Genomic DNA, 25,639 nt, shown 5'->3' on the forward strand with positions numbered 1-25,639 from the left:
GTTGACTGCCTTTAGGATAGTGTGCACTATCTAACGAGTCGAGCGTCGAAAGGGGTGCAACAGTGGGCGCTGTCATCATGCTCGGCACGCTGTTCGGGTTGATCGTCCTGATATTCGGGCTGGTGCTGCGCTTCGATCCACAGGCGCGCCGGGCGCCGGGAGACGACCGGTGAGCTCCCAGATGACGCCCGTGATGCAGGCGGCCAGCGACTTCGCGCTCGTCGGCGGCATCACGTTCACCGCCCTCGGCGTGTACCTGAGCGTGCGGCGGCGCCGCCTGCACCCACTGTTGCTGCTGTGCATCTCGGCGATGTCGTTCTCCTGGATCGAGGCGCCCTACGACTGGGCGATGTACGCGCAATTCCCGCCGGCCATCCCGCGCATGCCGTCGTGGTGGCCGCTGAACGTGACGTGGGGCGGGCTGCCCCTGTTCGTTCCCGTCGGCTACATCTCCTACTTCGTGCTGCCGGCCGTGACGGGCACGGCCCTCGGGCGATGGCTCAGCGGGCGGTTCGGATGGCGCAGGCCCCCAACGCTATTGGTCGTCGGCCTCGTCGTCGGCTTCTGCTGGGCGCTCTTCTTCAACGGCTTCCTGGGCGCCAAGCTCGGCGTGTTCTACTACGGCCGGGTGATCCCCGGCCTGGCGATCCGCGAGGGAACCGTGCACCAATACCCGCTCTACGACTCCCTCGCGATGGCCATCCAGATGATGGTGTTCACCTACCTGCTGGGGCGAACCGACTCCGAGGGGCGCAACGTCATCGAGATGTGGGCCGACAAGAGGGCGAAGACCCCGCTGCAATCGTCGGTGCTCTCCGTCGTCGCGGTCATCGTCGTCGGAAACGTGCTCTACGGCGCGGTTTTCGCGCCCCACCTGATCACCAAGCTGGGCGGCTGGGTGACCGCCGGGCCGACGGAGCAGCTGTTCCCGGGCGTGCCGAACCAACCCGAATAGCTATCACCGTCACCCGAGCGCCTCGGGCAACACGACTTCGCCCACCCGCTGCAGGTACGGCCACGCGATGTCGGGCGGCAGCCCGCCGCACAGCGGTGACAGGTTGAGCACCTGCCCGGAGCGCACGCGCGAAACCGCTTCGGGGACAGAGATGATCACGTGCGACGTCCCGGTCTCCCGCAGCTCGTCGACGGTGTCGACATGCGAGAAGCCGGCGGTCGTCTCGTCGCCCGGATTCCACGCCGCGTACGTGCGCACGTCGTGCAGCAGGTGCTCGCCGATCTCCTTCCACGCCCGGTCGACGTCGTCGGCGACGAACACCACCGAGGGCGTGTCACGGCTGGGGAACATCGTCGGCCCGGGCTGGTGGCCGTGCTCGCGGCAGGCCTCTTCGTAGGCCTCCTGCATGCCCGGCGCGTTGGCGTTGCCCAGCATGCCCAGCCCGTACCGGCCGGCGCGGCGGGCCGCGGCGACCGTTCCGCCGCCCCACATCAGTTGCGGCCCGCCGGGAGTCAGCGGGCGCGGCGTCACGGTGATCCGCCGCCCGTCCTCGACGACGGTCTCACCGGCGAGCAGCCGCCGTAGCAGCGCGAGTTTCTCGTCGCACAGGCGGCCACGGGATTTGATCGGCACACCGAAGTGCTCGAACTCCTCGGGCCGATAACCCAGCGCCAGGATGTACGACGCCCGCCCGTTGCTGATGATGTCGAGAACCGCCATGTCCTCGGCGAGGCGCACGGTTTCGTAGAACGGAAGGATCAGGATCAGGCTCAACGCCAGGCGCTGCGTTCGCGCGGCCAGCGCCGAGGCCAGCAGAAACGGCGACGGCAGGTAGCCGTCCTCCGACCCGTGGTGCTCACACAGCACGGCGGCCAGACCGCCGTGCTCCTCGGCCCAGGCGCACATGTCGGGCGCCGCGGCGTACAGATCGGTTGGAGACGCGGCCCATTCGGGGTCGCGCATGTCGAAGCGCAGTGTGTACACGGCAGACTCCTAGCCAGGCTATTCGTTCGACGTACGTTACACGTTCAGTCGAAGGCGTAAAGCGGCAGCGTGGTGGGGATGTCCAGCGAGCTCAGCAGTCCCGGGCGCCCCGCACGTCGGGCCGCGGCCTTGCTGCCGCCGGCGACCAGCATCATCGGCCCGCCGGGCGAGCCACACGCCGGAGTGACACGGATTGTGCGGCCGCGATATTCGACGGTCTCACCGCGCACCAGCCGCCCGAGCACCGCCAGCATCTCGTCGGCCAGGCGGCCCCGGACGCCCATGTCGACGCCGAAGTGGTCATACTCCTCGCGCCGGTGCCCGACGCCGAACGCATACGACACCCGTCCCCCGCTGATCAGGTCGAGCACACTCATCTCTTCGGCGAGCCGGACCGGATCCCACAACGGGATCGGCACCGCGGCAAGCAGGATCGCCAACGTGCGCGTCCTGGCCGCGATCGCGGAGGCCAACGTCAGCGGCGCGGGCAGGTGACCGTCGTCGGTGCCGTGGTGCTCGGAGAGGACCGCCAGCACGGCACCCCGGTTTTCGGCCCACGCGCACATGTCGATCGCCGCGGCGTACAGATCGGCCGTCGGCCCGGCCCAACCCGGAGCGCGCATGTCGAACCTGAGGGTGAACACCAGCAGCACCATAACCTAAAATTTGTTCGATAAGATAGTGTGCGCTTTCTTAACCTCTTGACCGCGCTGACGAGCGGCTGTTAGCTTGCGACGTAAGAGCCACGGCCGCCACGGGTTTCATCGCGACGCGCCCGCACCTGAGGAGGACCAAGATGACGGCTCATCGCGTGGCGGTGTGGGCGACGGGCGGCATCGGGTCGATCGCCATCCGCACTATCCAGCACCGCCCCGATCTGGAACTGGTCGGCGTGTGGGTGCACTCCCCGGAGAAGGACGGCAGGGACGCCGGCGAGCTCGCCGGCGGCGAACCAATCGGCCTGAAAGCCACCACCGACGCGGACGCACTGATCGCGCTGAAGCCCGACTGCGTCATCTATGCCGCCAGCGGACCCGAACGCGACGCGCTGGCCATCCCGGATTACGCCAGGCTGCTCGAGTCCGGCATCAACGTCGTCACGACCAGCACCACCCGACTGGTCAACCCGCACGCCTACGAACCGGCGGAGTGGCGCGACCAGCTGGTCGCCGCGGCCAAGCTGGGCCAGGTGTCGCTGTACGCGTCGGGGATCGAGCCCGGCTTCGCCGCCGACTACCTGCCGCTGGTGCTGTCCACCCAGTCGTCGTCCATCGAGAAGATCCATGCGTTCGAGATCGGCCTGTACGACGACTACGGCGTCCCCGACATCATGAGCGACGCGCTGGGTTTCGGCCGGCCGCTCGACTACCAGCCCTGGATTGGCTTCCCCGGCGCGATCGCCGGCGAATGGCAGGGCCAGATCCGGTTGGTCGCCGACGCGCTCGGCGTCGAAATCCAGGAGGTCCGCGAATTCTTCGACCGCGCGGTCACCAACCGGACGCTCGAGGTCGCCATGGGCACCGTCGAGGCCGGAACCTGCGGGGCGTTGCGCATGCGGGCGATCGGCGTGGTCGACGGCCGGGAGGCGATCGTCATCGAGCACGTCACCCGGCTCGCCCACGACGTCGCCCCGGACTGGCCGACGGGGATCGGCGACTTGTCCTATCGGGTGATGATCAGCGGCGACCCGGACATCGACTGCACCTTGGCGGCGACGCTGAAGGATCCGCGCAAGGCCGGGGTGGGCGGAATGACCTCGGGCGCCGGCGCGATGGTCGCCACCGCGATGCGCGTCGTCAACGCCGTGCCGTATGTCGTTGCGGCAGAACCCGGGCTGCTGAGCTCCGTCGACCTGCCACTGACGATCCCCAAGCACGCGTTCGTCGCATAATCTGCCCGGGTGACGGTTAACCCACTCGAGGAACTCACGCTGCAGCAGTTGCGGCTGCGCACCAGCATGAAATGGCGCGCGCATCCGGCCGCCGTCTTGCCGCTGTGGGTTGCGGAGATGGACGTGCGGCTGGCGCCCACGGTGGCCGACGCGCTCCGCCGCGCCATCGACCTCGGCGACACCGGCTACCCGTGCGGCACCGCCTTCGCCGAGGCGGTCGGCGAATTCGCCGCGCGGCGTTGGCAATGGCATGACCTGGCTGTCGGGCGCACCGCGATCGTTCCCGACGTCATGCTCGGCGCCGTCGAGCTGTTGCGTCTGGTCACCGACCGCGGCGACGCGGTCGTGGTCAACCCGCCCGTGTACGCCCCGTTCTACGCCTTCGTCACGCACGACGGCCGCCGGATCGTCGAGGCCCCGCTGGACGCCGACGGCCGAATCGACTTGGCCGCCTTGGCAGAAGCGTTCGCGCGTGCGGGCGCCGGGGGCGGCAAGGTCGCGTACCTATTGTGCAATCCGCACAATCCGACGGGGTCGGTGCACACCGCCGAGGAGTTGCGCGGCGTCGCCGAGCTCGCCCGCCGGTCGGGCGTCCGGGTGGTGTCGGACGAGATTCACGCGCCCGTCGTCCTGCCGGGGGCGCGTTTCACCCCGTTCCTGACCGTGCCCGGCGCGGAGAACGCCTTCGCGCTGACGTCCGCGTCGAAGGCCTGGAACCTGTCCGGACTCAAGGCCGCCCTGGCGATCGCCGGGACGGAGGCGGTCGCGGACCTGCACCGCATGCCGGAGGAGGTCAGCCACGGGCCGAGCCACCTCGGCGTCATCGCCCACGCCGAGGCCTTCCGCAGCGGGGGCGCGTGGCTGGACGCCCTCCTGCAAGGCCTGGAGGACAACCGGACACTGCTCGGCGATCTGGTCGCCGAGCACCTGCCGGGGGTGAAATATCAATGGCCGCAAGGGACTTACCTCGCGTGGCTCGATTGCCGGGGGCTCGGCCTGGAAGAGGAGGCCGCCGCGGGCCTCGCGGTGGTCTCCGACCTGTCCGGGCCCGCCCGGTGGTTCCTCGACCACGCCCGGGTGGCGCTCAGTTCGGGTCACGTCTTCGGAACCGGCGGCGCGGGGCACGTCCGGCTGAACTTCGCGACGTCGCGGGCCATTCTCACCGAGGCCGTGTCCCGGATGGGCCGCGCGCTCGCCGATCCCGGCAACGCGCGCTAGGCGGGGATCTCCTTGGCACCGCGACCCAGGTTGCGGAAGCCCTGGGCGGGTTGCTTGAACCCCAGCACGAACGGCAGCGAGCTCAGCTCCAGCTTGGCCGTCGCCCCGAGCCGGCGAAGGAAGCTGTACTCGGGCGGCGCCAGCGAAACCTGCGACGTCGCGAGGTCGAGGTAGTGCGTCGACGTTTCGCCGATGTCGTCGAAGACGTGCGTCAGCGGTTTGCACAGCGAGCGCACCGGCTCGTCGAGGCACGCCGCGACGGGATCGGTCATCAGCACGTATTCGATGACGGGCACCGTGTTTTTCAGCATCCGGTGCACCACGATGACGTCGTAGCCGGCGAGCTCGACGTGACGCTTCACCCGTTGCTCGGCCACCTCTCCCTGGTGTACGACGAATTTCAGGGACAGGTTGTCCAGTTGGGCGCAACTCGCGCACTCGCACGCGAGGTCCTTCTTGAAGCGCTCCCGCCGCGCGATGAACGCCTCGCGCATGCGGGACAGCCGGTCACACACGAGCACTTTGGCGTCGCCGTCGGGCGCCCAGAAGAATGCGGCGTCGCCCTCCAGCTTGGCCAGCTTCAGGCCTCTGCCGGAATCGATCACCGACTCCAGCAGCCCCGCCACCGTCAATTGGGCATGGGCCAGGTGGGTGCGGTTCCACTGCATGTAGTGGGTGTAGCCGCTGATGTCGGCAATGACCAGGACCGCGCGCCGAATCGCCATGAGCAGACCAGTTTAATGTCCGCACGACGCCTGGCCCAAGGAAATCTCCCCCTAGACGAACACGCGTTGTCGCGAGAGGCTAGCAGAGGCGCCCGCCAATCGGAGGAGCTGAATATGCATGTGCTGCGAACCCCGGATTCCCGATTCGAAAACCTGGAGGGCTATCCGTTCGTAGCGAACTACCTCGACGTCGCGGCAAGCGACACCCAGCCGCTGCGCATGCACTTTCTCGACGAGGGCCCGGCCGACGGGCCGCCGATCGTGCTGCTGCACGGGGAGCCCACCTGGAGCTATCTCTACCGGACGATGATCCAGCCGCTGGCAGACGCCGGGAACCGCGTGCTCGCGCCCGACCTGATCGGCTTCGGCCGCTCGGACAAGCCCGGCCGGATGGAGGATTACACCTACCAGCGGCACGTCGACTGGGTGACCTCCTGGTTCGAGCGCCTCAATCTCAAGGACGTGACGCTGTTCGTGCAGGACTGGGGTTCCCTGATCGGATTGCGCATCGCCGCCGAACGGGGCGACCGCATCGCGCGCCTGGTGGTGGCGAACGGTTTCCTGCCCACCGCGGAGCGGCGCACCCCTCCCGCCTTCTACGCCTGGCGGGCGTTCGCGCGCTACTCCCCCGTGCTGCCGGCCGGCCGCATCGTCGCCGCGGGAACGGTGCGCCGCGTGTCCGCCAGGGTGCGGGCCGGGTACGACGCACCGTTTCCCGACAAGACGTATCAGGCCGGGGCCCGCGCCTTCCCGCAACTGGTGCCGACCTCGCCGGACGATCCGGCGGTCCCGGCCAACAGGGCCGCGTGGAAGGTTCTGGGCCAATGGGAGAAGCCTTTCCTGGCGATCTTCGGGGCCCGCGACCCCATCCTCGGGCAGGCGGATCGGCCTTTGATCAAGCACGTCCCCGGCGCCGCCGGCCAGCCGCACGCCCGCATTCACGCCAGCCACTTCATCCAGGAAGACGCCGGACCCGAACTGGCCGAACGCATCCTGTCCTGGCAGCAGGCGCTGCGAAGCTGACGGCCCTGGGGCGCCGAAATCGGCGCCCGCATGTAGCTCGCTCTCGGCGCGCCGTTCACGCCAACTTCGATCTCGACCCGGACCGAATTCGGTTGTGGCACTTACACTCTCAGGCGGTTCGACCGAGGCGGGCGAGCTCAGCGCGTCACGGCCAGCACGGCCTCGGCCAACTCCGGCCGGCACACCACCAAGTCCGGCAGCTTCGGGTCCGGCTGGTTGTAGGCCAGCGGGGAGCCGTCGATGCGCGACGTGTGCAGACCGGCGGCCCGGGCCACGGCCACCGGGGCGGCCGAGTCCCATTCGAATTGACCGCCGGCGTGCACGTACACGTCGGACACCCCCTGGATGACCGAGGCCACCTTGGCGCCGGCCGAGCCCATTTCCACCAGCACGCCGTCGAGGGCGTCGCGGACGGACAGCGCGATGGCGGGCGGCCGGGTGCGCGAGACCACGATGCGCGGCTTGCCCGGCGCCGCGGGCGGCGCGGCGACGTCGGGGGTGGCCAGGGTGATGCCCTGCGCCGGCAACGCCACCGCGCCGGCGACCAGCTCACCGGCCTCCCACAGCGCGACGTGCACGGCCCAGTCGTCGCGGCCCAGCTCGGAGAATTCCCGCGTCCCGTCGAGCGGATCGACGATCCACACCCGCTGGGCGCGCAACCGGACCGGATCGTCGACGCCCTCCTCGGACAGCACCGCGTCGTCGGGTCGCTCCTCGGCGAGTGCCGCCATCAAGAAGTCGTGGGATCGCTTGTCGCCTGCGGCTTTCCGCTCGCTCGCGTCCGCGCCGGCGAACTCGTCCCGGACCGTGAGCAACAGGCGCCCGGCGTCGGTGGCCAACCGCGCGGCCAGTTCGTGGTCATCAGTCAGCTGCAAGGCCATCACATCCCTTAAGTTGGCAGTGTTGACCAACTTTACCCTGTGAAGCACACGCCGGTGGGCACACCCCCCGAGGAACAGGCGGCGGCCGTAATCTGGTCATCGTGAGCGGGGGCGACGTTCCTTTCTTGAGCCGGTTGCGACGCATTCCACGGGGGCGGCTGATCCTGGTCGGCATCGTCTCGGCACTCGCGGTCGGCGGCGTGCTCGCGGTCGTCGGGCTGAAGCTGGCCGAGGGCAACCGGGGCGCCGGTTCCCCCGCCGCCCAGCCGCCACCACCGCAGAGCTTTGCCATCCCCGGTTGCTACAACCTGTCCGTCCCGCCGGTCGAGCGCCCGAAGCGGCTCAACGTGCTGGGCTGCGCGAGCGTCGCCGTTGCGCTGCAAGACATGTCGTGGAGCTCGTGGGGTCCGCAGGGCGCCGACGGGGCCGGCACGGCGGTGTTCAAGGTGTGCGATCCGAACTGCGCGGCGGGGTATCAGCTCACCGAACCGGTGGTCGTGCACGCGTGGAACCCGCAGCCGCCGCGACGCGAGGCCATCTGCCAGGCCGGCCTGCAGATCTTCGCCGACATGGTCCTGGCCTTCCCGAAAGGCGTCCCCCCGCCCACCGTGCAGAAGATGAACACCCAATACAACGGGCAGCCGGCCGTGCACTTCGCCAACTACTCGAGCGGCGACACGCGCGGCACCCAATTCATCGGCTACACCTACTGCAACTAGGGATCGCCGCTAAACGGATACAGCTAGACCTCGATCACCACGGCGCCGCCCTGGCCGCCGCCGGCACACATGGCCGCCACCCCGATGCCACCGCCCCGGCGCGCCAGCTCGTAGGCGAGCGTGGTGACCATGCGGGCACCCGACGCCGCGATGGGGTGGCCGAGGCTGCAGCCGCTCCCGGAGAAGTTCACCTTCTCCTCGTCGATGCCGTACTCCCGGCACGCCGCGATCGGCACGGAGGCGAACGCCTCGTTGATCTCCCACAGCGCCACGTCGCCGACCGATAGGCCGGCCCGCTGCAGCACCTTGCCGATGACCTTGACGGCTCCCAGCCCGGTGTCCCGGGGCGGCACGCCCGCGGCGGCCCAGGCCCGGACCGTCCCCATGACGTTGAGGTTCTCGGCGGCGGCGTACTCGCGGTCGACGAGGGCCACCGCCGCGGCCGCGTCGTTGGTGCCGCTGCTGTTGCCCGCCGTGATCGAGAAGCCCTCGATCTCGGGGTGCAGCACCTTGAGCGCGGCCAGCTTCTCGACGGTGGTGTCCCGCCGGGGATGCTCGTCCACGCAGAACTCGGTGACCGACCCGTCGAGCTGGGTGATCTTGAGCGGGACGATCTCGTCGACGAACTTGCCGGCATCCATGGCCGCGATCGCGCGCTGGTGCGACCGCGCGGCCCACGCGTCCATTTCCTCCCGGCTGATGCCCACCGCCTGCGCCGTGTTCCAGCCCACGGTGATCGACATGTCCCGACTGGGCGCATCGGGCGTCTCCACGTGCGTCGGCGGCATCCACTGCTCCTGGAACTTCAGCTCGGGGCCGGGGATGCGCCAGTTGGTCAGCGGCGTCATCGACAGCGACTGCACGCCGCCGGCGATGAGCACGCGCTCCATCCCGGAGCCGATCTGGGCGGCGGCGTTGCCGATGGCGGTCAGGCTGCCCGCGCAGTGCCGGTTCACCGACTGGCCGGGGATGTCCTCCATACCCGTGGCCGTCGCCGCGTACCTCGCCAAATCGCCACCGCCGTAATGCGATTCGGCGAAGATGATGTCGTCGATGGCGGTCGGGTCGACGCCGGACCTGCGCACCACCTCCGGAAGCACCGTAGTGATCAGCGTCTCGGGCGGCGTGTTGACGAGCGTGCCCTTGAAGGAGCGGCCGATCGCCGTCCGAACCGCTCCGACGATGACGGGTGTGGCCATGTTCTCAACCTCGAACGGTCTGGCTGCGGTCGGCAGCGCGGGTGGATGAGCGGTCAGACGCCGCGACGCGAATCGTATCAAATACCGTATGGGCAATAGTAATGGGCTACGCGACGGAGGCCATGCGTTGAAAACCAAAGGCGCCTTGGTGTGGGAACGGAACCAGCCGTGGAGCATCGACGAGATCGAGATCGGCGAGCCGCGCCGGGGCGAGGTGACCGTTCAACTGGAGACGGCCGGTCTGTGCCACTCCGATCATCACCTGCTGACCGGCGACTTCCCGATCCCGAGTTACCCGGTGCTGGGCGGCCACGAGGGCGCCGGGATCGTCACCGAGGTCGGTGCGGGCGTCCAGGACCTGGCCGTGGGCGATCACGTGGTCATGTCGTTCATCCCCTCCTGCGGCAAATGCACGCCGTGCCAGGTGGGCTTGCGCAACCTGTGCGACCTGGGCATGGGGCTGCTGTCGGGCGCATCGGTCAGCGACGGTTCGTTTCGGGTGACGGCCAAGGGACACGACGTCATTCCCATGTCGCTGCTGGGGACCTTCGCGCCGTACGTGGTGGTGCACCAGACCTCGGTGGTCAAAGTCAATCCGGGCATCCCCTTCGAGGTGGCCTGTTTGGTGGGTTGCGGCGTGACCACGGGCTACGGGTCGGCGGTGCGCAGCGCGGCGGTCGGGCCCGGCGACGACGTAGCGGTCATCGGTGTCGGCGGGGTCGGTGTCGCCGCGATCCAGGGAGCACGGCTAGCCGGAGCGCGCCGCATCTTCGCGATCGACCCGTTCGAATCGCAACGCGAACGGGCGCTGAGGTTCGGCGCGACCGAAGCTTTCGCGGACGTGGCCGGCGCCGCCGACGCGATCGCGGCGGCGACGTGGGGAACGATGTGCCCCAAGGTGATTGTGACGGTAGGCCACTGCGAAGGCAGCGAGGTCGAGGCGTGGCTGGGGTTGACCGCCAAGGGCGGCACCTGCGTCCTGACGGCGATGGGCGACGTGCTGGCCACCGACGTCACGCTGAACCTGGCCGGGTTGACGCTGCTGCAGAAGAGCCTGCGGGGCAGCCTGTTTGGCGGCGGAAACCCGCAACACGACATTCCGGCCATCCTCGAGCTGTACAAGCTGGGCCAGCTCAACCTCGACGACATGGTGACGCGGGAGTACGCCCTCGAACAGATCAACGACGGCTATGGCGACATGCTCGAGGGCCGCAACGTCCGCGGCATCATTCGCTACACCGACGCCGACCGCGCGTGAGGGTTTCGGAACTCAGGACACAATGGGTCCATGACAACCGGACCAATCGCCGTGCGTGACGCCACAGAACTGGCCGCTTATCGAGTCGCGGCGATGCTGCTCGGCGTGGGGACGCTGCACTTCGTGGTGCCCCAACCGTTCGACACGATCGTTCCCGCCGAGCTGCCGGGAAGTGCGCGGTTCTACACCTACGCGTCTGGAGTGGCCGAGGTGGGCGTGGGGGCGGCGATGCTGCCCCGACGCACCCGCAGGCCGGCCGCGCTGGCGGCGGCCGCCCTGTTCGTCGGCGTGTTCCCGGCGAACGTCAACATGTGCCGGCTGTGGTGGAACAAGCCCTGGCCGATGCGGATCGCCGCCCTGGCCCGGCTGCCGCTGCAGATCCCGATGATCACGACGGCCCTCAAGATCAGCCGCAACAGCTGACGCCCGCATCTTCGTCACGCGGCGTGACCCTTCTCGCGATCCGTTGCGCGCCAGGCGAAGTCATCCGCCGACGTCGACCGACCGCCCGAGGAAGGCCATGAGCCGGGCGGTCGGCGTCGCATCCTGCGGCGCGGGCCGGGCCGGCCCGAAACCGCCGGGCCGGCGCAGCAGCTGCTCGGGCACCGAATCGATCAGTGCGCGGCACAGCCCCAGCAGGTCGGCCGGCAGCTCGATCAACCGCCCCTGGGACCGATGGATATCCCAGGCGTGCATGGCCAGGTCGGAAACCGGATAGGCCAGCGCGCGGCGCAACGGGACCTCGCCTTCCGGCGATACGCGCATCGCGTCGAGGTCGGCGCCCGGCAGGGCGTCGTCGAGCCGGGCCGCCAGCTCGCGAAGCCGCGCCGCCGGGTCGTCGCAGGCCCAGTCCGCGGGCTGCGAGGGCCGGTCCCATAGTTCGCCGTCCTCCACGAGGGTCACGACTTTCGCCGCGCTGCCCGTGACGTGACCCACCAGATCGCGCAGGCTCCACCCCTCGAGGTCGGAGGGTCGGTCCCAGCTGGCCGGCGCGATCCGGTCGACGGCGTCGATCAGCAGATCGATCGCCTCGGTGGCCAGCACGCCGATCCGGGAGTTGGTGTCATTCATCGCGTGGGATCTCCTCGAAACGCCCTCTCGCGAGCCGGTCGCGTACCGTCCAGAAGTCTAGGTCGCAACGCCGGTCACACGGGAGGTCCGCGTGGGCAGAACGGATATCGCAGCGCTTCTCGCGGTCGCGGCCGCCCTGATGGTCGGGATCGGGGACGTCATCCAGCAGCGATCCGCCCAGCAGGTCACCGACAAACCGGTCGGCACCCTCGCCCTGTTTCGCCGGCTGCTGCGCGATCGCCAATGGTGGACGGGCAGCCTGGTGGCCGGCGCCGGGTTCGGGTTCCAGGCGGCGGCGCTGGGCTTCGGTTCGGTGGTGCTGGTGCAGGCGCTGCTGGTGACGTCGTTGCTGTTCGCGTTGCTCATCAGCGCGCGGGCGAACCATCGCAGAATCACGGTCCGGCAAGCCATTTGGGCCGTGCTGCTGGCGGCCGCGGTGGCGGTGGTGGTCACGGTCGGTGACCCCCAGGAAGGGACGCCGCGCGGGTCGCTGCAGACGTGGACCGTCGTGGCGTTGATCATGGGCCCGGCGCTGGTGCTGTGCGTGATCGGCGCGCGCATGTTCCCGGGTGCGGTGGCCGCATTGTTGCTCGGCCTGATGTCCGGCTCGCTGTGGGGATTGTTTGCGGTGTTGACCAAGGGCGTGGTCGACCAGCTCGACCGCGGCATCCCGGCTCTGCTGCGCATCCCCGAGGTGTACGTGTGGGTGGTGGTGGCGATCGCGGCCACGGCCTGGGAGCAGTCGGCGTTCCGGGCGGGACCGCTCACCGCGTCGCTGCCGGCGGTGACCGTCGCCGAGCCCGTCGTCGGATCGGTGCTCGGTGTCACGGTGCTGGGCGAGACCCTGCGGACCAACGGCGCCGGCCTGGTGGCACTCGGATTCTCGGTCGCGGTGATGGCGGCGGCGACGGTGGCGCTGGCCCACAGCCAGGCGACCTCCGCCCCGCCGGCCGACGAAAGGCCCGCGGTGCCAACCTGATCGGATGCGCGAGCCGGCTCGCTGCGCCGTCGCATCCGGACCGACGCAGGCGAATTCGCGCAAACCTCATGGCGTGCTGTCGTAGGCTGCGTTCAGCAATAACTTCTGAACAGACGGCGCGCTGGGGGTGCGCGAAACGCTCGGGAGGGGACTCGAGCAGAAAGGTCCTCGACATGCGCCAGCTGAAAACCGCAGTCGCCGTTGCCGCCTCCGCCGGAATACTGATCTCCGGCTGCGCCCACAACGACGGGGGCGGCACCGCCTCGTCGTCCACCACCGCCACCACGGCCTCGCCGAAAGGCCCGCTGACAAAGGACCAGCTGGCCAACCTCATGCTCAGCCCGACCGAGCTGGACACCGCGCTCGGCGTCACGGGAACCTACAGCGACCCGCCGAAAACCGCCCTGGAGGAAGACACGGCCACGCGCAGCGACTACACGCTTCCCGCCGAATGCAAGTACGCCCTCCACGCGGCCCTGGCACCCGTCTACGCCGACAGCGGGTACACCGCGGTATACGGCTACCACGACCTTGCGCCCGCTCCCCCGGGTGGAAACAATCGGGAAAGCCCTGAGGTGTATCAGTTTGTCGTGCTGTTCCCCGCGCCCGACCAGGCGAACGCGTTTTTCAACACCTCGTCCCAGCGCTGGCCGGCGTGCGCCAATCGCCTGGACACCGCTCCGGCCGACAGCAACCACCCGGAACTGCAGTGGAAGGTGGGTCAGGTCGACAACGCCAACGGAATTCTCAGCACCACCGTGAACCTGACTATTAACGGAAGCGGCGGGAACGTCTCCATGCCGTGTCAGCGCGCGCTGACCGTCCGCAACAACGTCGTGATCGACGTCGACGCGTGCCGCAGGGACGTCGGGGACCTCGGAGTCAGCATCGCCAACCAGATCGCCGGCAAGGTCGGCAAGTAAACACCACCGGACGTTCACCGATCGGCGGTGGCTCCGCGCCGCCGCCGCGGCGTACGATCTTGCGGCCGAGCCCGGTCAAGCGCCGACACTTGCGCCACCACCGATGCTGGCGGTAAGCCGTAGCTGCACACGATGTCGCGACATGGTTTCGTGCAGTTGCTCGAAAGGTGGTCGCCGGGTGCCGAGGAGGAACGGATGAGCGCATCGGAGACGGCGGCGGAACGGCCGGTGATTCACCTCTCGCAGTTGCTGCGCGCACCGGTGCTGGCCCGCGCCGGGGAAACCGTCGGCCGGGTCGAGGACGTCATCGTGCGGCTGCGGGGCGCCGACGACTACCCATTGGTGACCGGGATCGTCGCCGGGGTCGGCGGGCGGCGGGTGTTCATCGGCGACAAATCCATCGACGAGTACGCCGCGGACCGAGTCCTGTTGACCAAGAACAAGATCGACCTTCGCGGCTTCGAACGCCGCAACGGCGAGGTGTTGTTGCGCGCCGACGTGTTGGGCCACCGGTTGATCGACGTCGCGAACGTGGAGCTCATCCGCGCCTACGACGTGGAGCTGGAAGACACCGGCGCCGGATGGATGCTCACGCGCGTGGACACCCGGCGGCCGCCACGGTTGTTCGGGCTGATCAAGCAGTCCGGCGGGCACGCGGCCCGCGATTGGAAGGCATTCGAGCCGTTGATCGGCGACGCGCGCTCCGATGCCGTGCGCCGCCTGTCGGACCGGTTCGGCGAATTCAAGGCCGCCGAGATCGCCGACCTCCTCGAGGAGGCGGACAAGGCCGAGGGCGGCGAGATCCTCGACCGGGTGCGCAGCGACCCGGAGCTGGAAGCCGACGTGTTCGAGGAACTGGAGCCGGAGAAGGCCAGCCGGCTCCTCGACGGCATGCCCGACCACGAGGTCGCCGCGCTGCTGGGCCGGATGCGGGCCGACGACGCGGCCGACGCGATCGCCGACCTGCGCCAGTCGCGCCGCCGGCGGGTGCTGGAGCTCATGCCCGCCCCGCAGCGCACCAAGGTCATCACCCTGATGGGGTTCAACCCCGAAAGCGCCGGCGGGCTGATGAACGTCGACTTCGTTGCCTGCGCGGCCACCACGACGGCGGCCGAAGCACTGCAGCTGATCACGACGGCCAGCACCATACAGCCCGAGGCGCTCATCAAGGTGCACGTTCTCGACGCGGAAAGACGACTCGACGGCGTGGCCTCGGTGATCACGCTGTTGCAGGCCCACGGCGGTGAAACCCTTGAGCGACTGATGGATTCGGACCCGGTGCGGGTCACCGCCGACGCCGACCTGACCGACGTCGCCCTCTTGATGGCCGACTTCAACCTGTACTCCATCCCGGTCGTCGACGACCAAGACCGCGTGCTGGGGGTGGTCACCGTCGACGACGTGCTCGAGGCGACCATCCCCGAGGACTGGCGTCGGCGCGAACCCGCGCCGCGTCCGGTGCGCGAAGTCGCCGAACCCGGTGACCACACCGCGCGTATGCCGGGAGGTAACGCGCTGTGACGCCGGCCCGTGAAGAGACCGGCCGGCCGGTGGCGGCCGCGGTCGAAGTCGGCACCGGCGAACCCGTCGCGCCCGGACGCAGCGCGGTGCTCGACAGCGCGCACCTGGGTGACATCGAGGGCGCATTCGGGCGCATCAGCGTCGGCGAAACCGAGCACGCCCGCACCTGGAAGACCCGGTTGCTGACCTTGCTGGCGATCGTCGGTCCCGGAATCATCGTGATGGTCGGCGACAACGACGCCGGCGGGGTCGCCACCTATGCCCAGGCCGGGCAGAACTACGGCTACTCGCTGCTGTGGGTCCTGGTGCTGCTGGTGCCGGTGCTCATCGTCAACCAGGAGATGGTGGTCCGGCTCGGGGCGGTCACCGGCGTCGGCCACGCGCGGCTGATCAACGAACGCTTCGGCCGCGGCTGGGGCTGGTTTTCGGTCGGCGACCTGTTCCTGCTCAACTTCTTGACGATCGTGACCGAGTTCATCGGCATCACCCTGGCCGCCCAGTACATCGGCGTCTCTAAATACGTCGTGGTGCCGGTCTCGGCGGTCGCGCTGATCGCGATCATGGCGAGCGGGAGCTTTCGGCGCTGGGAGCGCGCCATGTTCGTCTTCATCGCCGTCACCTTGCTGCAGATACCGATGCTGCTGATGTCCCATCCGCAGTGGGGACAGGCGGCGAAATCCTTCGTGATACCCCGGATTTCGGGTGGGGTGAGCTCCGACGCGGTGCTGCTCGTCATCGCGATCGTCGGCACCACCGTGGCGCCCTGGCAGCTGTTCTTCCAGCAGTCCAACGTCGTCGACAAGCGCATCACCCCGCGTTTCATCGGTTACGAGCGCGCCGACACCGTGCTGGGCGCCTTCGTCGTGGTGATCGGCGCCGCCGCGCTGGTGATGACCGGCGAATGGGCGGCGCGCTCCACCAACACGGTCGGCGGCTTCACCGACGCGGGCGCCACGGCCCACCTGCTCGGCGAGCACCGGGGGGCGCTGGGCTGGATCTTCGCGATCGTGCTGATGGACGCCTCGATCATCGGCGCGGCCGCGGTGACCCTGGCCACCAGCTACGCTTTCGGTGACGTGTTCGGCCTGAAGCACTCGCTGCACCGCGGATTCGCCGATGCCAAGCAGTTTTACCTGTCCTACACCGCGATGGTGGCGGTGGCCGCGGCCATCGTCCTCATCCCCGGCGCCCCGCTGGGCCTGATCACCACGGCCGTCCAGGCCCTGGCCGGCCTCCTGTTGCCCAGCGCCAGCGTCTTTCTGCTGCTGCTGTGCAACGACCGGGAAGTGCTGGGGCCGTGGGTCAATCGTCCCTGGCTCAACTGGGTCGCCGGGGTGATCGTCGGCACGCTGCTCGTGCTGTCCGGGATCCTGATGGCCACCACGCTGTTCCGCGACCTCAACGTCGTGGCGGTGGCCGGTTACCTCGCCGGCGCCCTAGTCGTAGTGGTGGTGGCGGCCATACCGGTGCTGCGTTGGATGGCCCGCCGCCAGCCGGCGGCGGCCGGCCCCCGACTGCCGGCCCGCGGGGTCGACCGCAACACCTGGCGCATGCCCCCGCTGACCCTGCTGGAGCCCGTCGTCTGGTCACCGGGCACCCGGCTCGGCATGATCGCGCTGCGCGCCTACCTGGTCGTCGGCGCACTGCTATTGGTGGTCAAGGCGATACAGCTCAGCCACTGACGGCTTGCCGTATCCGGCGGGCCACCTCGCCGTACCGCTCGAAATTCTCGGGATCCCCCACGGCGTTGTAAAGCACCAGCCGCGTGGCCTTTCCGGCGTATTTGTCGATCAGCGCGTCGGCCAACCCGCCCCACGTCGACTCGGTGGCGAAGGCGGCGACGTGGTCGTCGCTCACCTGGGCCGCCATGCCGGCGAAGTCCCCGGCCTTCTGCTTCTCACGGATGCGCGCGGTCGTGCCCTCGAACCCTGCCTGGTCCCAGATGAACGCGTAGTTGGGCGTGCTGCCGTAGAAGGCCATGCTGGCCCGCACCGCTTCCCGTTGCCTGTCGCGCTCTTCGTCGCTGTCGCCGACGATGGTCATCACCGGCACGATCACCGCGAGGTCCGACGGCGAACGTCCCGCCTTGGCGGCTCCCTCGGCGATGTTGGGCAGCACGTGGCGGGCGATGTAGCCCGGCTCACCGATCGGATGCACGTGCACCCCGTCGGCCACTTCACCCGCCATCCGCAGCATCCACGGATTGACCGCCGCGATATCGACTTTCGGATCGGGCGCCTCGATCGGCCCCGGGCTCCACTGCGGCGTGATGAAGTCGAGGTCGTAGAAGTCGCCGTGATGCTCGAGCGTCCCGGATCGGAACGCGGCGAAGCAGGCCTTCACGGCGAACAGGTAGTCGCGCAGCCGAGGGCCGGGCCGCTCGAAAGCCACGCCGTAGCGCCGGACAACGTGGGTGCGCACCTGGGTACCCAGGCCCAGCCGGAAGTTCCCGCCCGTCGCTTCCTGCAGCTCCCAGGCCGTCGCGGCCGTGACGAAGGGGCTGCGCGGAAAGGCGACCGCCACTCCCGTGGACAGCTCGAGCCCGGGAGCGGCCTGCGACGCCACGGCGGCGTTGAGGTAGGCCGTGCGGCCCGTTTCCGTGAACAACAAGCCGGAGAACCCCGCGGATTGCGTTCGGCGGGCGAGGTCGCCGATCTTTTGCAGCGGCTGCGGGACCGTCATCGCGTCGACGTGCATTCCTCGGAGCCTACGTGGGGCTCCCTCTTGCTCGGCGAGCGTGTCACGGTGTTAGCTGATGAGTCATCAGCAACCGATCATGCTTCGTAAACGGGAGGATCCCCAACATGCTTCGTGGATTGCTCATCGCCGGAGCAACCGCCGCAGGGGTTGCGGTGGCACCCGTGGCCCAAGCCGCTCCCGCGACGACGACAGCTCCACCCGCACCGTCCGCGAGTGCCAGCGCCCCGCCGGCGTTGCCGACCAGCACCAGCGCCCCGGCCTGCATCGGGTTGTCGATATGCCCGCCACCGCCGCCGGACGCCGAGGGAAATCCGGCGTGCTACTACGCCGACGGGTGGCGCGCCGACAACTCGGGCGCCGGGATCGAGGTGTGGTACTTCCGTGACCCGCAGGGCCCCAACAAGCCGGACAGGGTCACGGCGTTGGTGCGCAAGAAGGACGGCACCAACGAATCCCGGGACGCCGACATCGAGGCCGGCCAACAGGTGCACCGCTTCGCATTCCCCAACGTGGGTGCGTCCGCGGTGCAAGAGGTTTTTTTCGTCAGCGGCAGCGGCCGTTGCTTTGTGATCGGTCCGGGCGGCTGACGGCGGACCCGGCGACCGTCAGCGCTTCTGGTGGCGCTGGCTCACCGGGGCGGTGAAGCCCTGGGTGTCGTCGAAGTGCGCCCACTGGCCGTCGTCGTTGACTTCCATGCGCCAGCCCAGGTCGGTGTTGCCGCCGATCGAATGGATGAACCATGCGTGAGCGGACTCCGCGCTGGCAAAATCCTTGGTCGCGACGACCCGCCCGCGTGGGTCGATGACGCGAAACTCAGCCATGGGTGTGATTATCCCTGCCAGCGGCTTTTCAATCGCGCTAATCGTCCAATTACGGGCAACGCCGACAGCGAATCCCGCTGGCGCAAACCTGGCAAATCCAAGGTCAGACGGTGCGGGCCAACCGGTCGGCCAGCAGCTCGGCGAACCTCGCCGGATCGTCCAGCGCGCCGCCTTCAGCGAGAAGCGCCGTGCCATAGAGTAATTCGGCCGTCTCGGCGAGTGAGGCGTCGTCGCTGCGGTCATGTTGCGCCTGCCGCAGGCCGGTGACCAGCGGGTGATTCGGATTGAGCTCGAGGATCCGCTTGCCGACCGGGACCTCCTGTCCCGAGGCGCGGTAGAGCCGTGCGAGCGCGGGGGTGATTCCGAAGGCGTCGGTGATCAGGCAGGCCGGCGAGTCCGTCAGGCGGGTGGAGAGCCGTACCTCCTTGACGTGCTCGCTCAACGTCTCCTTCAGCCAGGTCAGCAGGTCGGCGAACTCCTTCTGCTGCTCCTCGCGCTCGGCCTGGCTCTCGTCGCCCTCGGCGCCGAGGTCCACCTCGCCCTTGGCGACCGACTGCAGCGGTTTGCCGTCGAACTCGGTGACGGTGCCCACCCAGACCTCGTCGACCGGGTCGGTGAGCAGCAAGACCTCGTAGCCCTTGGCTTTGAAGGCCTCCAGGTGCGGCGACTTCAAGATCTGTTGCCGGGTCTCCCCCGTGGCGAAATAGATCTGCTCCTGGCCCTCCTTCATGCGCTGCACGTATTCGGCGAGGGTGGTGGCCTCCTCCTCGCTGTGCGTCGAGGCGAAGGAGGAGATCTGCAGCAGGGTCTCCCGGTTGTCGAAGTCGGACAACAGTCCCTCTTTGACGACCCTGCCGAACTGGGTCCAGAAGGTCCGGTAGTCGTCGGGCCGCTCGGACTGGATGTCCTTGATCGTGGACAGCACCTTCTTGGTCAGCCGGCGCCGGATGGCGTTGATCTGCCGGTCCTGCTGCAGGATTTCGCGTGACACGTTGAGCGACATGTCCTGTGCGTCAACGACACCCTTGACGAACCGCAAATATTCGGGCATGAGCTGGTCGCAGTCGCCCATGATGAACACCCGCTTGACGTAGAGCTGAATCCCGGTCTGGGCGTCGCGGTTGAACAGGTCGAACGGCGCGTGGGACGGAATGAACAGCAGTGCCTGGTATTCGAAGGTGCCCTCGGCCTTCATCGCGATGATTTCCAGGGGGTCGTCCCAGGCGTGCGCGATGTGCTTGTAGAACTCCTTGTACTCCTCGTCGGAGACCTCGTCCTTGGGCCTGGCCCACAGCGCCTTCATCGAGTTGAGGGTCTCGGTCTCGATGGTGACCGTCTCCTCGCCGCCCTCCTCCGTGGGAGGTTGGCGGCGTTCGACCTCCATGCGGATCGGCCAGGCGATGAAGTCGGAGTACTTCTTGACCAGGCCGCGGATCTTCCATTCCGAGGTGTAGTCGTGCAGCTCGTCCTCGGCGTCCTCGGGCTTGAGGTGCAGGGTGACCGACGTGCCCTGCGGGGCGCTGTCGACGGCTTCGATCGTGTAGGTGCCCTCGCCGCTCGATTCCCACCTGGTGGCTTCGCTCTCGCCGGCCTTGCGGGTGAGCAGTTCGACCTTGTCGGCGACCATGAAGCTCGAGTAGAAACCGATGCCGAACTGACCGATCAGCTCCTCCGAGGCGGCCTCGTTCTTGGCGTCCTTGGCCTCGCGTAACTGCTGGCGCAGCTCGGCGGTGCCCGACTTGGCCAGCGTGCCGATCAGGTTGACCACCTCGGCACGGGTCATGCCGATGCCGTTGTCGCGGATGGTCAGCGTCCGTGCGTCTTTGTCGACGTCGATCTCGATGTGGAGGTCGGAGGTGTCGACGTCGAGCTCTTTGTTGCGGAAGGCCTCGAGCCGAAGCTTGTCCAGTGCGTCGGAAGCGTTCGAGATCAGCTCCCGCAGAAACGAATCCTTGTTGGAGTAGACGGAGTGGACCATCAGGTCCAGCAGCTGTCGGGCCTCCGCCTGGAACTCCAACTGCTCGACACGCGCGTTCATCGACATTCCCTACGTCTCTTCCCAGGTCCCCACGGGACATTGACGTTTCAAATTTACCGAGCCGCGAAGCGTCCGCGCCCGGGGGTTCGCCCGTAGCGATCACGCCGGGCCGTACGCTGAACGGATGTCGGTTGCTCAACGCGAACGTGCCGCCCTCGTCGACACCCTGCGCGGCGTCGGACCCGATGCGCCCACCCTCTGCGAAGGCTGGACGACGCGCGACCTGGCCGCCCACCTGGTGATCCGGGAGTACCGCCCCGACGCCGCCCCCGGCATCCTGATCCCGTTCTTCGCCTCGCACACCCAGAAGGTGCAGGACCGGACGGCCGAGACCGAGTGGGGTGAGCTGGTGGACAAGGTCGCGTCCGGCCCGCCGATGTACTCACCGTTCAAGCTGCTCGACCCGGTGGCCAACGTCGCCGAGATGTTCATCCACCACGAGGACGTGCGCCGCGCCCAGCCGGGCTGGCAGCCGCGCACGCTCGATCACGAGCTGAGCGCCAGACTGCGGCGCACCCTGCCGCTGATGGCCCGGCTCACGCTCGCCAAGGTGCCGGGCCGGGTGGCGCTGCGCACCCCGGAGGGCAAGACGCTGCTGACCGCCGGAAGTGGCCCGGCCGTCACCGTGACCGGCCCGCCGGAGGAGCTGCTGCTGTTCGCGGTCGGGCGAGCCGCGCGGGTCGAGTTCGACGGCGACGCGTCGGCGGTGCAGGCCGTCCGCGAGGCACCCAAGGGGCTGTAGCCCGGGCTTCAACCGAAGGCCTCGCGCAGGTCTTTCTTGACGACCTTGCCGAACTGGTTGCGCGGCAACACATCGACGATCACCAGTCGCTCGGGATGTTTGTAGCGGCTCAGGCCGCGCGAACGGCAGTGCCGCACCAGCGATTCCAGCGAAACGTCGGCGGCCGGCGCGGGCACCACCACCGCGCACACCCGCTCCCCGGTGCGCGGGTCGGGCACGCCGATGACCGCGACGTCGGCGACCGCGGGGTGGGCGGCCAGCACATTCTCGACTTCCAGCGCGGACACGTTCTCGGCGTTGCGGATGATCGCGTCCTTGATGCGACCGGTCACGCGGACGTTGCCGTCCCCGTCGACGAACCCGAGATCGCCGGTGCGGAGCCAACCGTCCTCGTCGAACGCGTCGGCGTCGAGCGCGGCGTCGGCGTAGCCGAGAAAGCATTGCGGTCCCTTGAGCCGCAGCTCGCCTTCCTGCCCGGCGGGCAGCTCGGCTTCGTCGCCGCCGATGACCCGGACGCTGACGCCCGGTGTCGGTGCGCCGACGGTGTGGTCGAGCGCCTCGGGCGCGGCGGTGAGCGTCGGCGAGGCCGCGACGGGAAATTCGGTGAGCCCCCAGGCGTTGGCGATGCCGGGCAGACCGAAGGCTTCGCGGATTTGGCGGCCCAGTTCGGGGGTGATGGGCGCGCCGCCGGCCAGGCAGCCGCGCAGGAAGGGGAACAGCGGCCGCTCGCCGTGGGCCCGCTGCGCTTCGAGGAAGCCGACGAAAAACGGGGTCGCCGTGCCGAGGAACGTCGGGTTGTGCGCCGCGATGGCATACGGCGTCGTCGCCGGGTCGAACACCTCGAACAGCGCCAACCGCATGCCGGTCTGCAGCGCGGCGGCCAGCATGACCGCCCCGCCGATGTGGGCGACCGGAAAGGCGATGGGATCGACGTCGTCGCCGGTGATGCCGATCGTGCCGACCAGTCCCGTCGCGCCGGCGATCACCGAGGCGTCGGTGTGGCGAATCCCTTTGGGCGCCGCGGTCGTTCCCGAGGAGTAGTAGATCCACCGCGCATCGTGTGCGCAATCCGGCGGCGGCGCGAGACGGTCGGCGCGGGCGCTGGGCAGCCGAAGCTCGCCGCCCGACGGCGGGGTGGTCAAGTCGACGGTCATGACCTGGAAACCCCCGGCCGCGGCCAGCGTCCGCGCCAGATCGCCGTGTTCGAATCCGCGCCAGACTTCGGGTACCACAAGGTATTCCGAGGACAATTGCGCGGTGATGAAGCCGACCTCGTGTTCTCGCAGGATCGGGATGATCGGGTTCTGCACGGCCCCAAGCCGGGCCAGTGCCGCCATGACGACCATGGTTTCGAGCGTGGTCGGTAGCTGCCACGACACGACAGTCCCCGCGCGCACCCCGGCTTCGGCGAACGCGGCGGCCGTAGCGCAGGCGGCGTCGTGGAACTGCGGTGCGGTCAGGCTGCGCCCCTTGTCGTCGGCGAGCAGCGGCCGCGGCGAGGCCGCCTGCGCCGCGCGGGCGATCAACGTCCAGTAGGTGACGTCGCCTCCGCTGGTCATTCGGTCGCCGGATTGACCAGCGTCGGGCGGAATCCGGAGTGCGCGATGGCGACCGAGACACCGCTGCCGATGGGGCCCTTGCGGTCAGCGAGCACGGCCGACCCGGTGGCCACCCCGTCATGGCTGTAATGCGTCAGGGCGGCCATCCCGATGTGGGGTCCTTCCGGCAGCCGGCTCAGCGTGAGCGTGTAGTCGGCATTGATGAACTGCAGGCCGCTGGTGCCCCAATTAGCAAGGGAGGCAGTGATATCGGCCGCCATGGCCGCGCGGACGAAGGCGCTGAGGGGTTCCCCGTCGATGAGCGAGCGTGTCTCGTGCAGCCAGGTGTATTTCGGTCCGGAGGTGTCGGCCCAGTCGGGGTCGCGGTTCTGCAGTTCGGTGCCCCAGCCGTAGGTGCGCATGAACAGCGTGGGTTGGGCGCCGTCCTCGGTGGGCAGCGGCGGCAGCTGCAGGGTCGGCGACCACACCTGCCCTTCCGGCTGGGCCCCGCGGCGCAGGAACAGCGCACTCCCCCGCGCGACCGGGGTGCCTCGCTGGGTGAGGACGGACTCGACCAGCCGTAGCCGCCGACGGTCGTGGTGCACGGTGGTGTGCGCTTCGATGGGTTCCAGCGCGACGGGCGCGGGAAGGTCGACGGTCAGCCGGGCGGGTTGCAGGTCCGGGTCGTCGACCGCGCGTTCCACCGCCCAGCCCAGCAGCCCGCCGACCACGTGCCCGCTGAGCGACGGCCCCCACCCGCCGCGGGCGATCGAATTTGGCACGAAACGGCTTTCGTCGCGCCGGAAGTACGGCGTCTGCGCCGCTGCATCAACGTCATCCGGCACAACATTCGTTTCGGTCAATGCGTGACGCTCCGCCCAGAGATTGGAATCCCTCGTATGAGGATGGCAACAGTAGATATTACGGTTTGCGTTGCAGTCTCAACGGGTCGCCCGTCTCAGGCCGATTCGCCGGCCGAGCAGGCTAAGCGATGGCCGTACCCACCAGGTGGCCGATCACGTAGGTGATCGACAGCGCGAGACCGCCCCCGATGACGTTGCGGAGCACGGCGCGACCCTTGGGCGCCCCGCCCAAGCCGGCCGACACCGCCCCGGTGATCACCAGCGCGACGAGCACCGCCACCACGGTGACCGGGATTCGCCACGCCGCGGGCGGCAGCAGGATCGCGACCAGCGGCAACAGCGCGCCGACGGCGAACGACAGCGCCGACGACGACGCCGCCTGCCACGGGTTGGTGAGCTCCTCGGGGTTGATGCCGAGTTCGACCTCGGCGTGGGCGAGGAGCGGATTGTGGTCGGTGAGTTCCTCGGCGACGGTGCGGGCGGTCGCCGCGGTCAGGCCCTTCCCCTCGTAGAGGGCGGCGAGCTCGTCCAATTCGGCGGCCGGATCGTCGCGCAGTTCCTGGCGCTCCTTGTGCAGCAGCGCCTTCTCGGTGTCACGCTGGGTGCTGACCGAGACGTATTCGCCCAGCGCCATCGACACCGCTCCGGCGACCAGTCCGGCGGTGCCGGCGGTCAGCACCGGGGCGCGCTCGACCGTCGCCGCCGCAACGCCCACCACAATGCCCGCCGTGGACACGATTCCGTCGTTCGCGCCCAGGACGCCGGCACGCAGCCAGTTCAGTTTCGACGACACCGAGCCCACATGCGGCTCGGACGGATGCGGATGCGACCGACTCGACACGGCGGCAACGATATACATCAGAAACGCGCCCGACTAGGAAACATAGCCTTGCCAAAGCGGCCGAGGGCCTTCCTTTGCGGTTCGCGTGGCTGCGTGGGCGCCTGGTCGACGGTGGCTGCGTATGCGTGGGCCACGCGCCTTGGGCACGACACATAAACCCTTGCGACGACACGCCGACGCGGATCGCAACCGTTTATATCTCGCGGGATCCCCGCGCGGGCCGTCCACCGTGCGCGACGTCAACCCGCATGTCTTCGTGGCCCTGTGCCTGATCCACGCGGCGCCTGGTCGACGGTGGCTGCGTATGCGTGGGCCACGCGCCGGTTCGCGACACATAAACCCTTGCGACGACACGCCGACGCGGATCGCAATGGTTTATATCTCGCGGGGTCCCCGCGCGGGCCGTCCACCGTGCGCGACGTCAAGCCGGCGTCGATGAGTCCCAGAAGTTGTGCTTGGTCCACGCACAGCCGTTGCATAGGGAAGCTATCTAGGGTCGGTCTGTGTCAGGGGGGATTCTGAGGAATTCACTTCGTAGCTAGACAGGTGAAGGACTATGAAACTTAAGCAACTTGTCGGGGGGATAACCGTTGCCGGCGCACTGAGCGCCGCCGCCCTGGGGGTGGGTGCCGGTGCGGCCAACGCCGCTCCCGGAGCGCCGCCGCCTGGGCCGGCCGGCAATCATGGTGGGCCGGCGCCCGGGGGCATCCATCCGCCGAACGCGCCCGGTGACCCGGGCGGACCCGGCG

The 25,639-nt window shown here is 68.9% G+C and carries 24 protein-coding genes and 2 pseudogenes; 14 read left to right on the top strand and 12 right to left on the bottom strand.

Features of this window, described 5'->3' with window-relative positions:
* The first annotated feature begins 169 nt into the window (after positions 1-169).
* Positions 170-955 (top strand): spirocyclase AveC family protein, encoded by a 786-nt coding sequence (locus HMPREF0591_RS22710; protein WP_007171023.1) that lies wholly within the window; start codon positions 170-172, stop codon positions 953-955.
* A 9-nt stretch (positions 956-964) separates the two neighbouring features.
* On the opposite strand, the gene HMPREF0591_RS22715 is transcribed toward HMPREF0591_RS22710, so the two are convergent.
* Together HMPREF0591_RS22715 and HMPREF0591_RS22720 are read right to left on the bottom strand one after the other, a co-directional pair.
* Positions 965-1,939, bottom strand: coding sequence for an LLM class flavin-dependent oxidoreductase (locus HMPREF0591_RS22715; protein WP_007171024.1), 975 nt, complete (start codon positions 1,937-1,939; stop codon positions 965-967).
* A 95-nt stretch (positions 1,940-2,034) separates the two neighbouring features.
* Positions 2,035-2,583 (bottom strand): annotated as a pseudogene (locus tag HMPREF0591_RS22720) (LLM class flavin-dependent oxidoreductase); the annotation flags it as partial.
* A gap of 152 nt (positions 2,584-2,735) precedes the next feature.
* Here HMPREF0591_RS22720 and HMPREF0591_RS22725 point away from each other — a divergent pair.
* Entirely contained in the window at positions 2,736-3,830 is a 1,095-nt protein-coding gene (locus tag HMPREF0591_RS22725; protein WP_007171026.1) for an NAD(P)H-dependent amine dehydrogenase family protein, read from the top strand.
* A gap of 66 nt (positions 3,831-3,896) precedes the next feature.
* Positions 3,897-5,048 carry a MalY/PatB family protein gene (locus tag HMPREF0591_RS22730; protein WP_425270242.1) on the top strand — a complete coding sequence of 384 codons (1,152 nt, stop codon included), beginning with the start codon at positions 3,897-3,899 and terminating at the stop codon, positions 5,046-5,048.
* Here HMPREF0591_RS22730 and HMPREF0591_RS22735 read toward each other — a convergent pair.
* Positions 5,045-5,773 (bottom strand): DUF2652 domain-containing protein, encoded by a 729-nt coding sequence (locus tag HMPREF0591_RS22735; RefSeq protein WP_007171028.1) that lies wholly within the window; start codon positions 5,771-5,773, stop codon positions 5,045-5,047. The two genes, HMPREF0591_RS22730 and HMPREF0591_RS22735, sit on opposite strands and share 4 nt — an antisense overlap.
* A 114-nt stretch (positions 5,774-5,887) precedes the next feature.
* Between HMPREF0591_RS22735 and HMPREF0591_RS22740 the strand changes: the two genes are divergently transcribed.
* On the top strand, positions 5,888-6,796 hold the full coding sequence (locus tag HMPREF0591_RS22740; protein WP_007171029.1) for a haloalkane dehalogenase: 909 nt from the start codon (positions 5,888-5,890) through the stop codon (positions 6,794-6,796).
* A 137-nt stretch (positions 6,797-6,933) separates the two neighbouring features.
* On the opposite strand, the gene HMPREF0591_RS22745 is transcribed toward HMPREF0591_RS22740, so the two are convergent.
* Positions 6,934-7,677 (bottom strand): 3'(2'),5'-bisphosphate nucleotidase CysQ, encoded by a 744-nt coding sequence (locus HMPREF0591_RS22745; protein WP_007171030.1) that lies wholly within the window; start codon positions 7,675-7,677, stop codon positions 6,934-6,936.
* Between the two features lie 164 nt (positions 7,678-7,841).
* Here HMPREF0591_RS22745 and HMPREF0591_RS22750 point away from each other — a divergent pair, with 164 nt between their 5' ends.
* On the top strand, positions 7,842-8,396 hold the full coding sequence (locus HMPREF0591_RS22750; RefSeq protein WP_170826150.1) for a hypothetical protein: 555 nt from the start codon (positions 7,842-7,844) through the stop codon (positions 8,394-8,396).
* 23 nt (positions 8,397-8,419) lie between these two features.
* On the opposite strand, the gene HMPREF0591_RS22755 is transcribed toward HMPREF0591_RS22750, so the two are convergent.
* The gene (locus tag HMPREF0591_RS22755) at positions 8,420-9,595 is read right to left on the bottom strand and encodes a thiolase family protein (protein ID WP_007171032.1); all 1,176 of its coding nucleotides are present in this window, start codon (positions 9,593-9,595) and stop codon (positions 8,420-8,422) included.
* A 127-nt stretch (positions 9,596-9,722) separates the two neighbouring features.
* On the opposite strand from HMPREF0591_RS22755, the gene HMPREF0591_RS22760 reads away from it, so the two are divergent.
* A complete protein-coding gene (locus HMPREF0591_RS22760; RefSeq protein WP_007171033.1) occupies positions 9,723-10,853 on the top strand; it encodes an NDMA-dependent alcohol dehydrogenase in 1,131 nt (376 codons plus the stop codon).
* Positions 10,854-10,883: 30 nt separating this feature from the next.
* On the top strand, positions 10,884-11,276 hold the full coding sequence (locus HMPREF0591_RS22765; protein ID WP_007171034.1) for a DoxX family protein: 393 nt from the start codon (positions 10,884-10,886) through the stop codon (positions 11,274-11,276).
* A gap of 60 nt (positions 11,277-11,336) precedes the next feature.
* On the opposite strand, the gene HMPREF0591_RS22770 is transcribed toward HMPREF0591_RS22765, so the two are convergent.
* Positions 11,337-11,924 (bottom strand): TIGR03086 family metal-binding protein, encoded by a 588-nt coding sequence (locus tag HMPREF0591_RS22770; RefSeq protein ID WP_007171035.1) that lies wholly within the window; start codon positions 11,922-11,924, stop codon positions 11,337-11,339.
* Positions 11,925-12,015: 91 nt separating this feature from the next.
* Between HMPREF0591_RS22770 and HMPREF0591_RS22775 the strand changes: the two genes are divergently transcribed.
* From HMPREF0591_RS22775 to HMPREF0591_RS22790, 4 genes are all read left to right on the top strand, one after another.
* Positions 12,016-12,903 carry a DMT family transporter gene (locus tag HMPREF0591_RS22775; RefSeq protein WP_007171036.1) on the top strand — a complete coding sequence of 296 codons (888 nt, stop codon included), beginning with the start codon at positions 12,016-12,018 and terminating at the stop codon, positions 12,901-12,903.
* Positions 12,904-13,076: 173 nt separating this feature from the next.
* Positions 13,077-13,826, top strand: coding sequence for a sensor domain-containing protein (locus HMPREF0591_RS22780; RefSeq protein WP_007171037.1), 750 nt, complete (start codon positions 13,077-13,079; stop codon positions 13,824-13,826).
* Between the two features lie 195 nt (positions 13,827-14,021).
* Entirely contained in the window at positions 14,022-15,347 is a 1,326-nt protein-coding gene (locus tag HMPREF0591_RS22785; RefSeq protein WP_040623750.1) for a magnesium transporter MgtE N-terminal domain-containing protein, read from the top strand.
* A gap of 29 nt (positions 15,348-15,376) precedes the next feature.
* Positions 15,377-17,029: an Nramp family divalent metal transporter gene (locus tag HMPREF0591_RS22790; protein ID WP_040623752.1), complete on the top strand. Its 1,653-nt coding sequence runs from the start codon at positions 15,377-15,379 to the stop codon at positions 17,027-17,029.
* On the opposite strand, the gene HMPREF0591_RS22795 is transcribed toward HMPREF0591_RS22790, so the two are convergent.
* Positions 17,019-18,044 carry a TIGR03617 family F420-dependent LLM class oxidoreductase gene (locus tag HMPREF0591_RS22795; RefSeq protein ID WP_007171040.1) on the bottom strand — a complete coding sequence of 342 codons (1,026 nt, stop codon included), beginning with the start codon at positions 18,042-18,044 and terminating at the stop codon, positions 17,019-17,021. The two genes, HMPREF0591_RS22790 and HMPREF0591_RS22795, sit on opposite strands and share 11 nt — an antisense overlap.
* Positions 18,045-18,151: 107 nt before the next feature.
* Between HMPREF0591_RS22795 and HMPREF0591_RS22800 the strand changes: the two genes are divergently transcribed.
* The gene (locus tag HMPREF0591_RS22800) at positions 18,152-18,634 is read left to right on the top strand and encodes a hypothetical protein (protein ID WP_007171041.1); all 483 of its coding nucleotides are present in this window, start codon (positions 18,152-18,154) and stop codon (positions 18,632-18,634) included.
* Between the two features lie 18 nt (positions 18,635-18,652).
* Here HMPREF0591_RS22800 and HMPREF0591_RS22805 read toward each other — a convergent pair whose 3' ends face one another.
* Together HMPREF0591_RS22805 and htpG are read right to left on the bottom strand one after the other, a co-directional pair.
* Positions 18,653-18,868 (bottom strand): hypothetical protein, encoded by a 216-nt coding sequence (locus HMPREF0591_RS22805; protein ID WP_007171042.1) that lies wholly within the window; start codon positions 18,866-18,868, stop codon positions 18,653-18,655.
* A gap of 103 nt (positions 18,869-18,971) precedes the next feature.
* The gene (gene htpG / locus HMPREF0591_RS22810; protein ID WP_040623753.1) at positions 18,972-20,906 is read right to left on the bottom strand and encodes a molecular chaperone HtpG; all 1,935 of its coding nucleotides are present in this window, start codon (positions 20,904-20,906) and stop codon (positions 18,972-18,974) included.
* 124 nt (positions 20,907-21,030) lie between these two features.
* On the opposite strand from htpG, the gene HMPREF0591_RS22815 reads away from it, so the two are divergent.
* Entirely contained in the window at positions 21,031-21,648 is a 618-nt protein-coding gene (locus HMPREF0591_RS22815; protein WP_007171044.1) for a TIGR03085 family metal-binding protein, read from the top strand.
* 8 nt (positions 21,649-21,656) lie between these two features.
* On the opposite strand, the gene HMPREF0591_RS22820 is transcribed toward HMPREF0591_RS22815, so the two are convergent.
* The 3 genes from HMPREF0591_RS22820 to HMPREF0591_RS22830 all read right to left on the bottom strand — a co-directional run bounded on the left by HMPREF0591_RS22820 (position 21,657) and on the right by HMPREF0591_RS22830 (position 24,908).
* Positions 21,657-23,207, bottom strand: coding sequence for a class I adenylate-forming enzyme family protein (locus HMPREF0591_RS22820; RefSeq protein ID WP_007171045.1), 1,551 nt, complete (start codon positions 23,205-23,207; stop codon positions 21,657-21,659).
* Complete coding sequence (locus HMPREF0591_RS22825; protein WP_040623653.1) at positions 23,204-24,049, bottom strand: acyl-CoA thioesterase domain-containing protein; 846 nt, start codon at positions 24,047-24,049, stop codon at positions 23,204-23,206. The genes HMPREF0591_RS22820 and HMPREF0591_RS22825 overlap by 4 nt, the downstream gene beginning before the upstream one ends.
* A gap of 121 nt (positions 24,050-24,170) precedes the next feature.
* Positions 24,171-24,908, bottom strand: coding sequence for a VIT1/CCC1 transporter family protein (locus HMPREF0591_RS22830; RefSeq protein ID WP_007171047.1), 738 nt, complete (start codon positions 24,906-24,908; stop codon positions 24,171-24,173).
* A 538-nt stretch (positions 24,909-25,446) separates the two neighbouring features.
* Here HMPREF0591_RS22830 and HMPREF0591_RS33235 point away from each other — a divergent pair.
* A pseudogene (locus HMPREF0591_RS33235) lies at positions 25,447-25,639 on the top strand (chitin-binding protein); the annotation flags it as partial.

Source organism: Mycobacterium parascrofulaceum ATCC BAA-614 (assembly GCF_000164135.1).
Classification (GTDB): domain Bacteria; phylum Actinomycetota; class Actinomycetes; order Mycobacteriales; family Mycobacteriaceae; genus Mycobacterium; species Mycobacterium parascrofulaceum.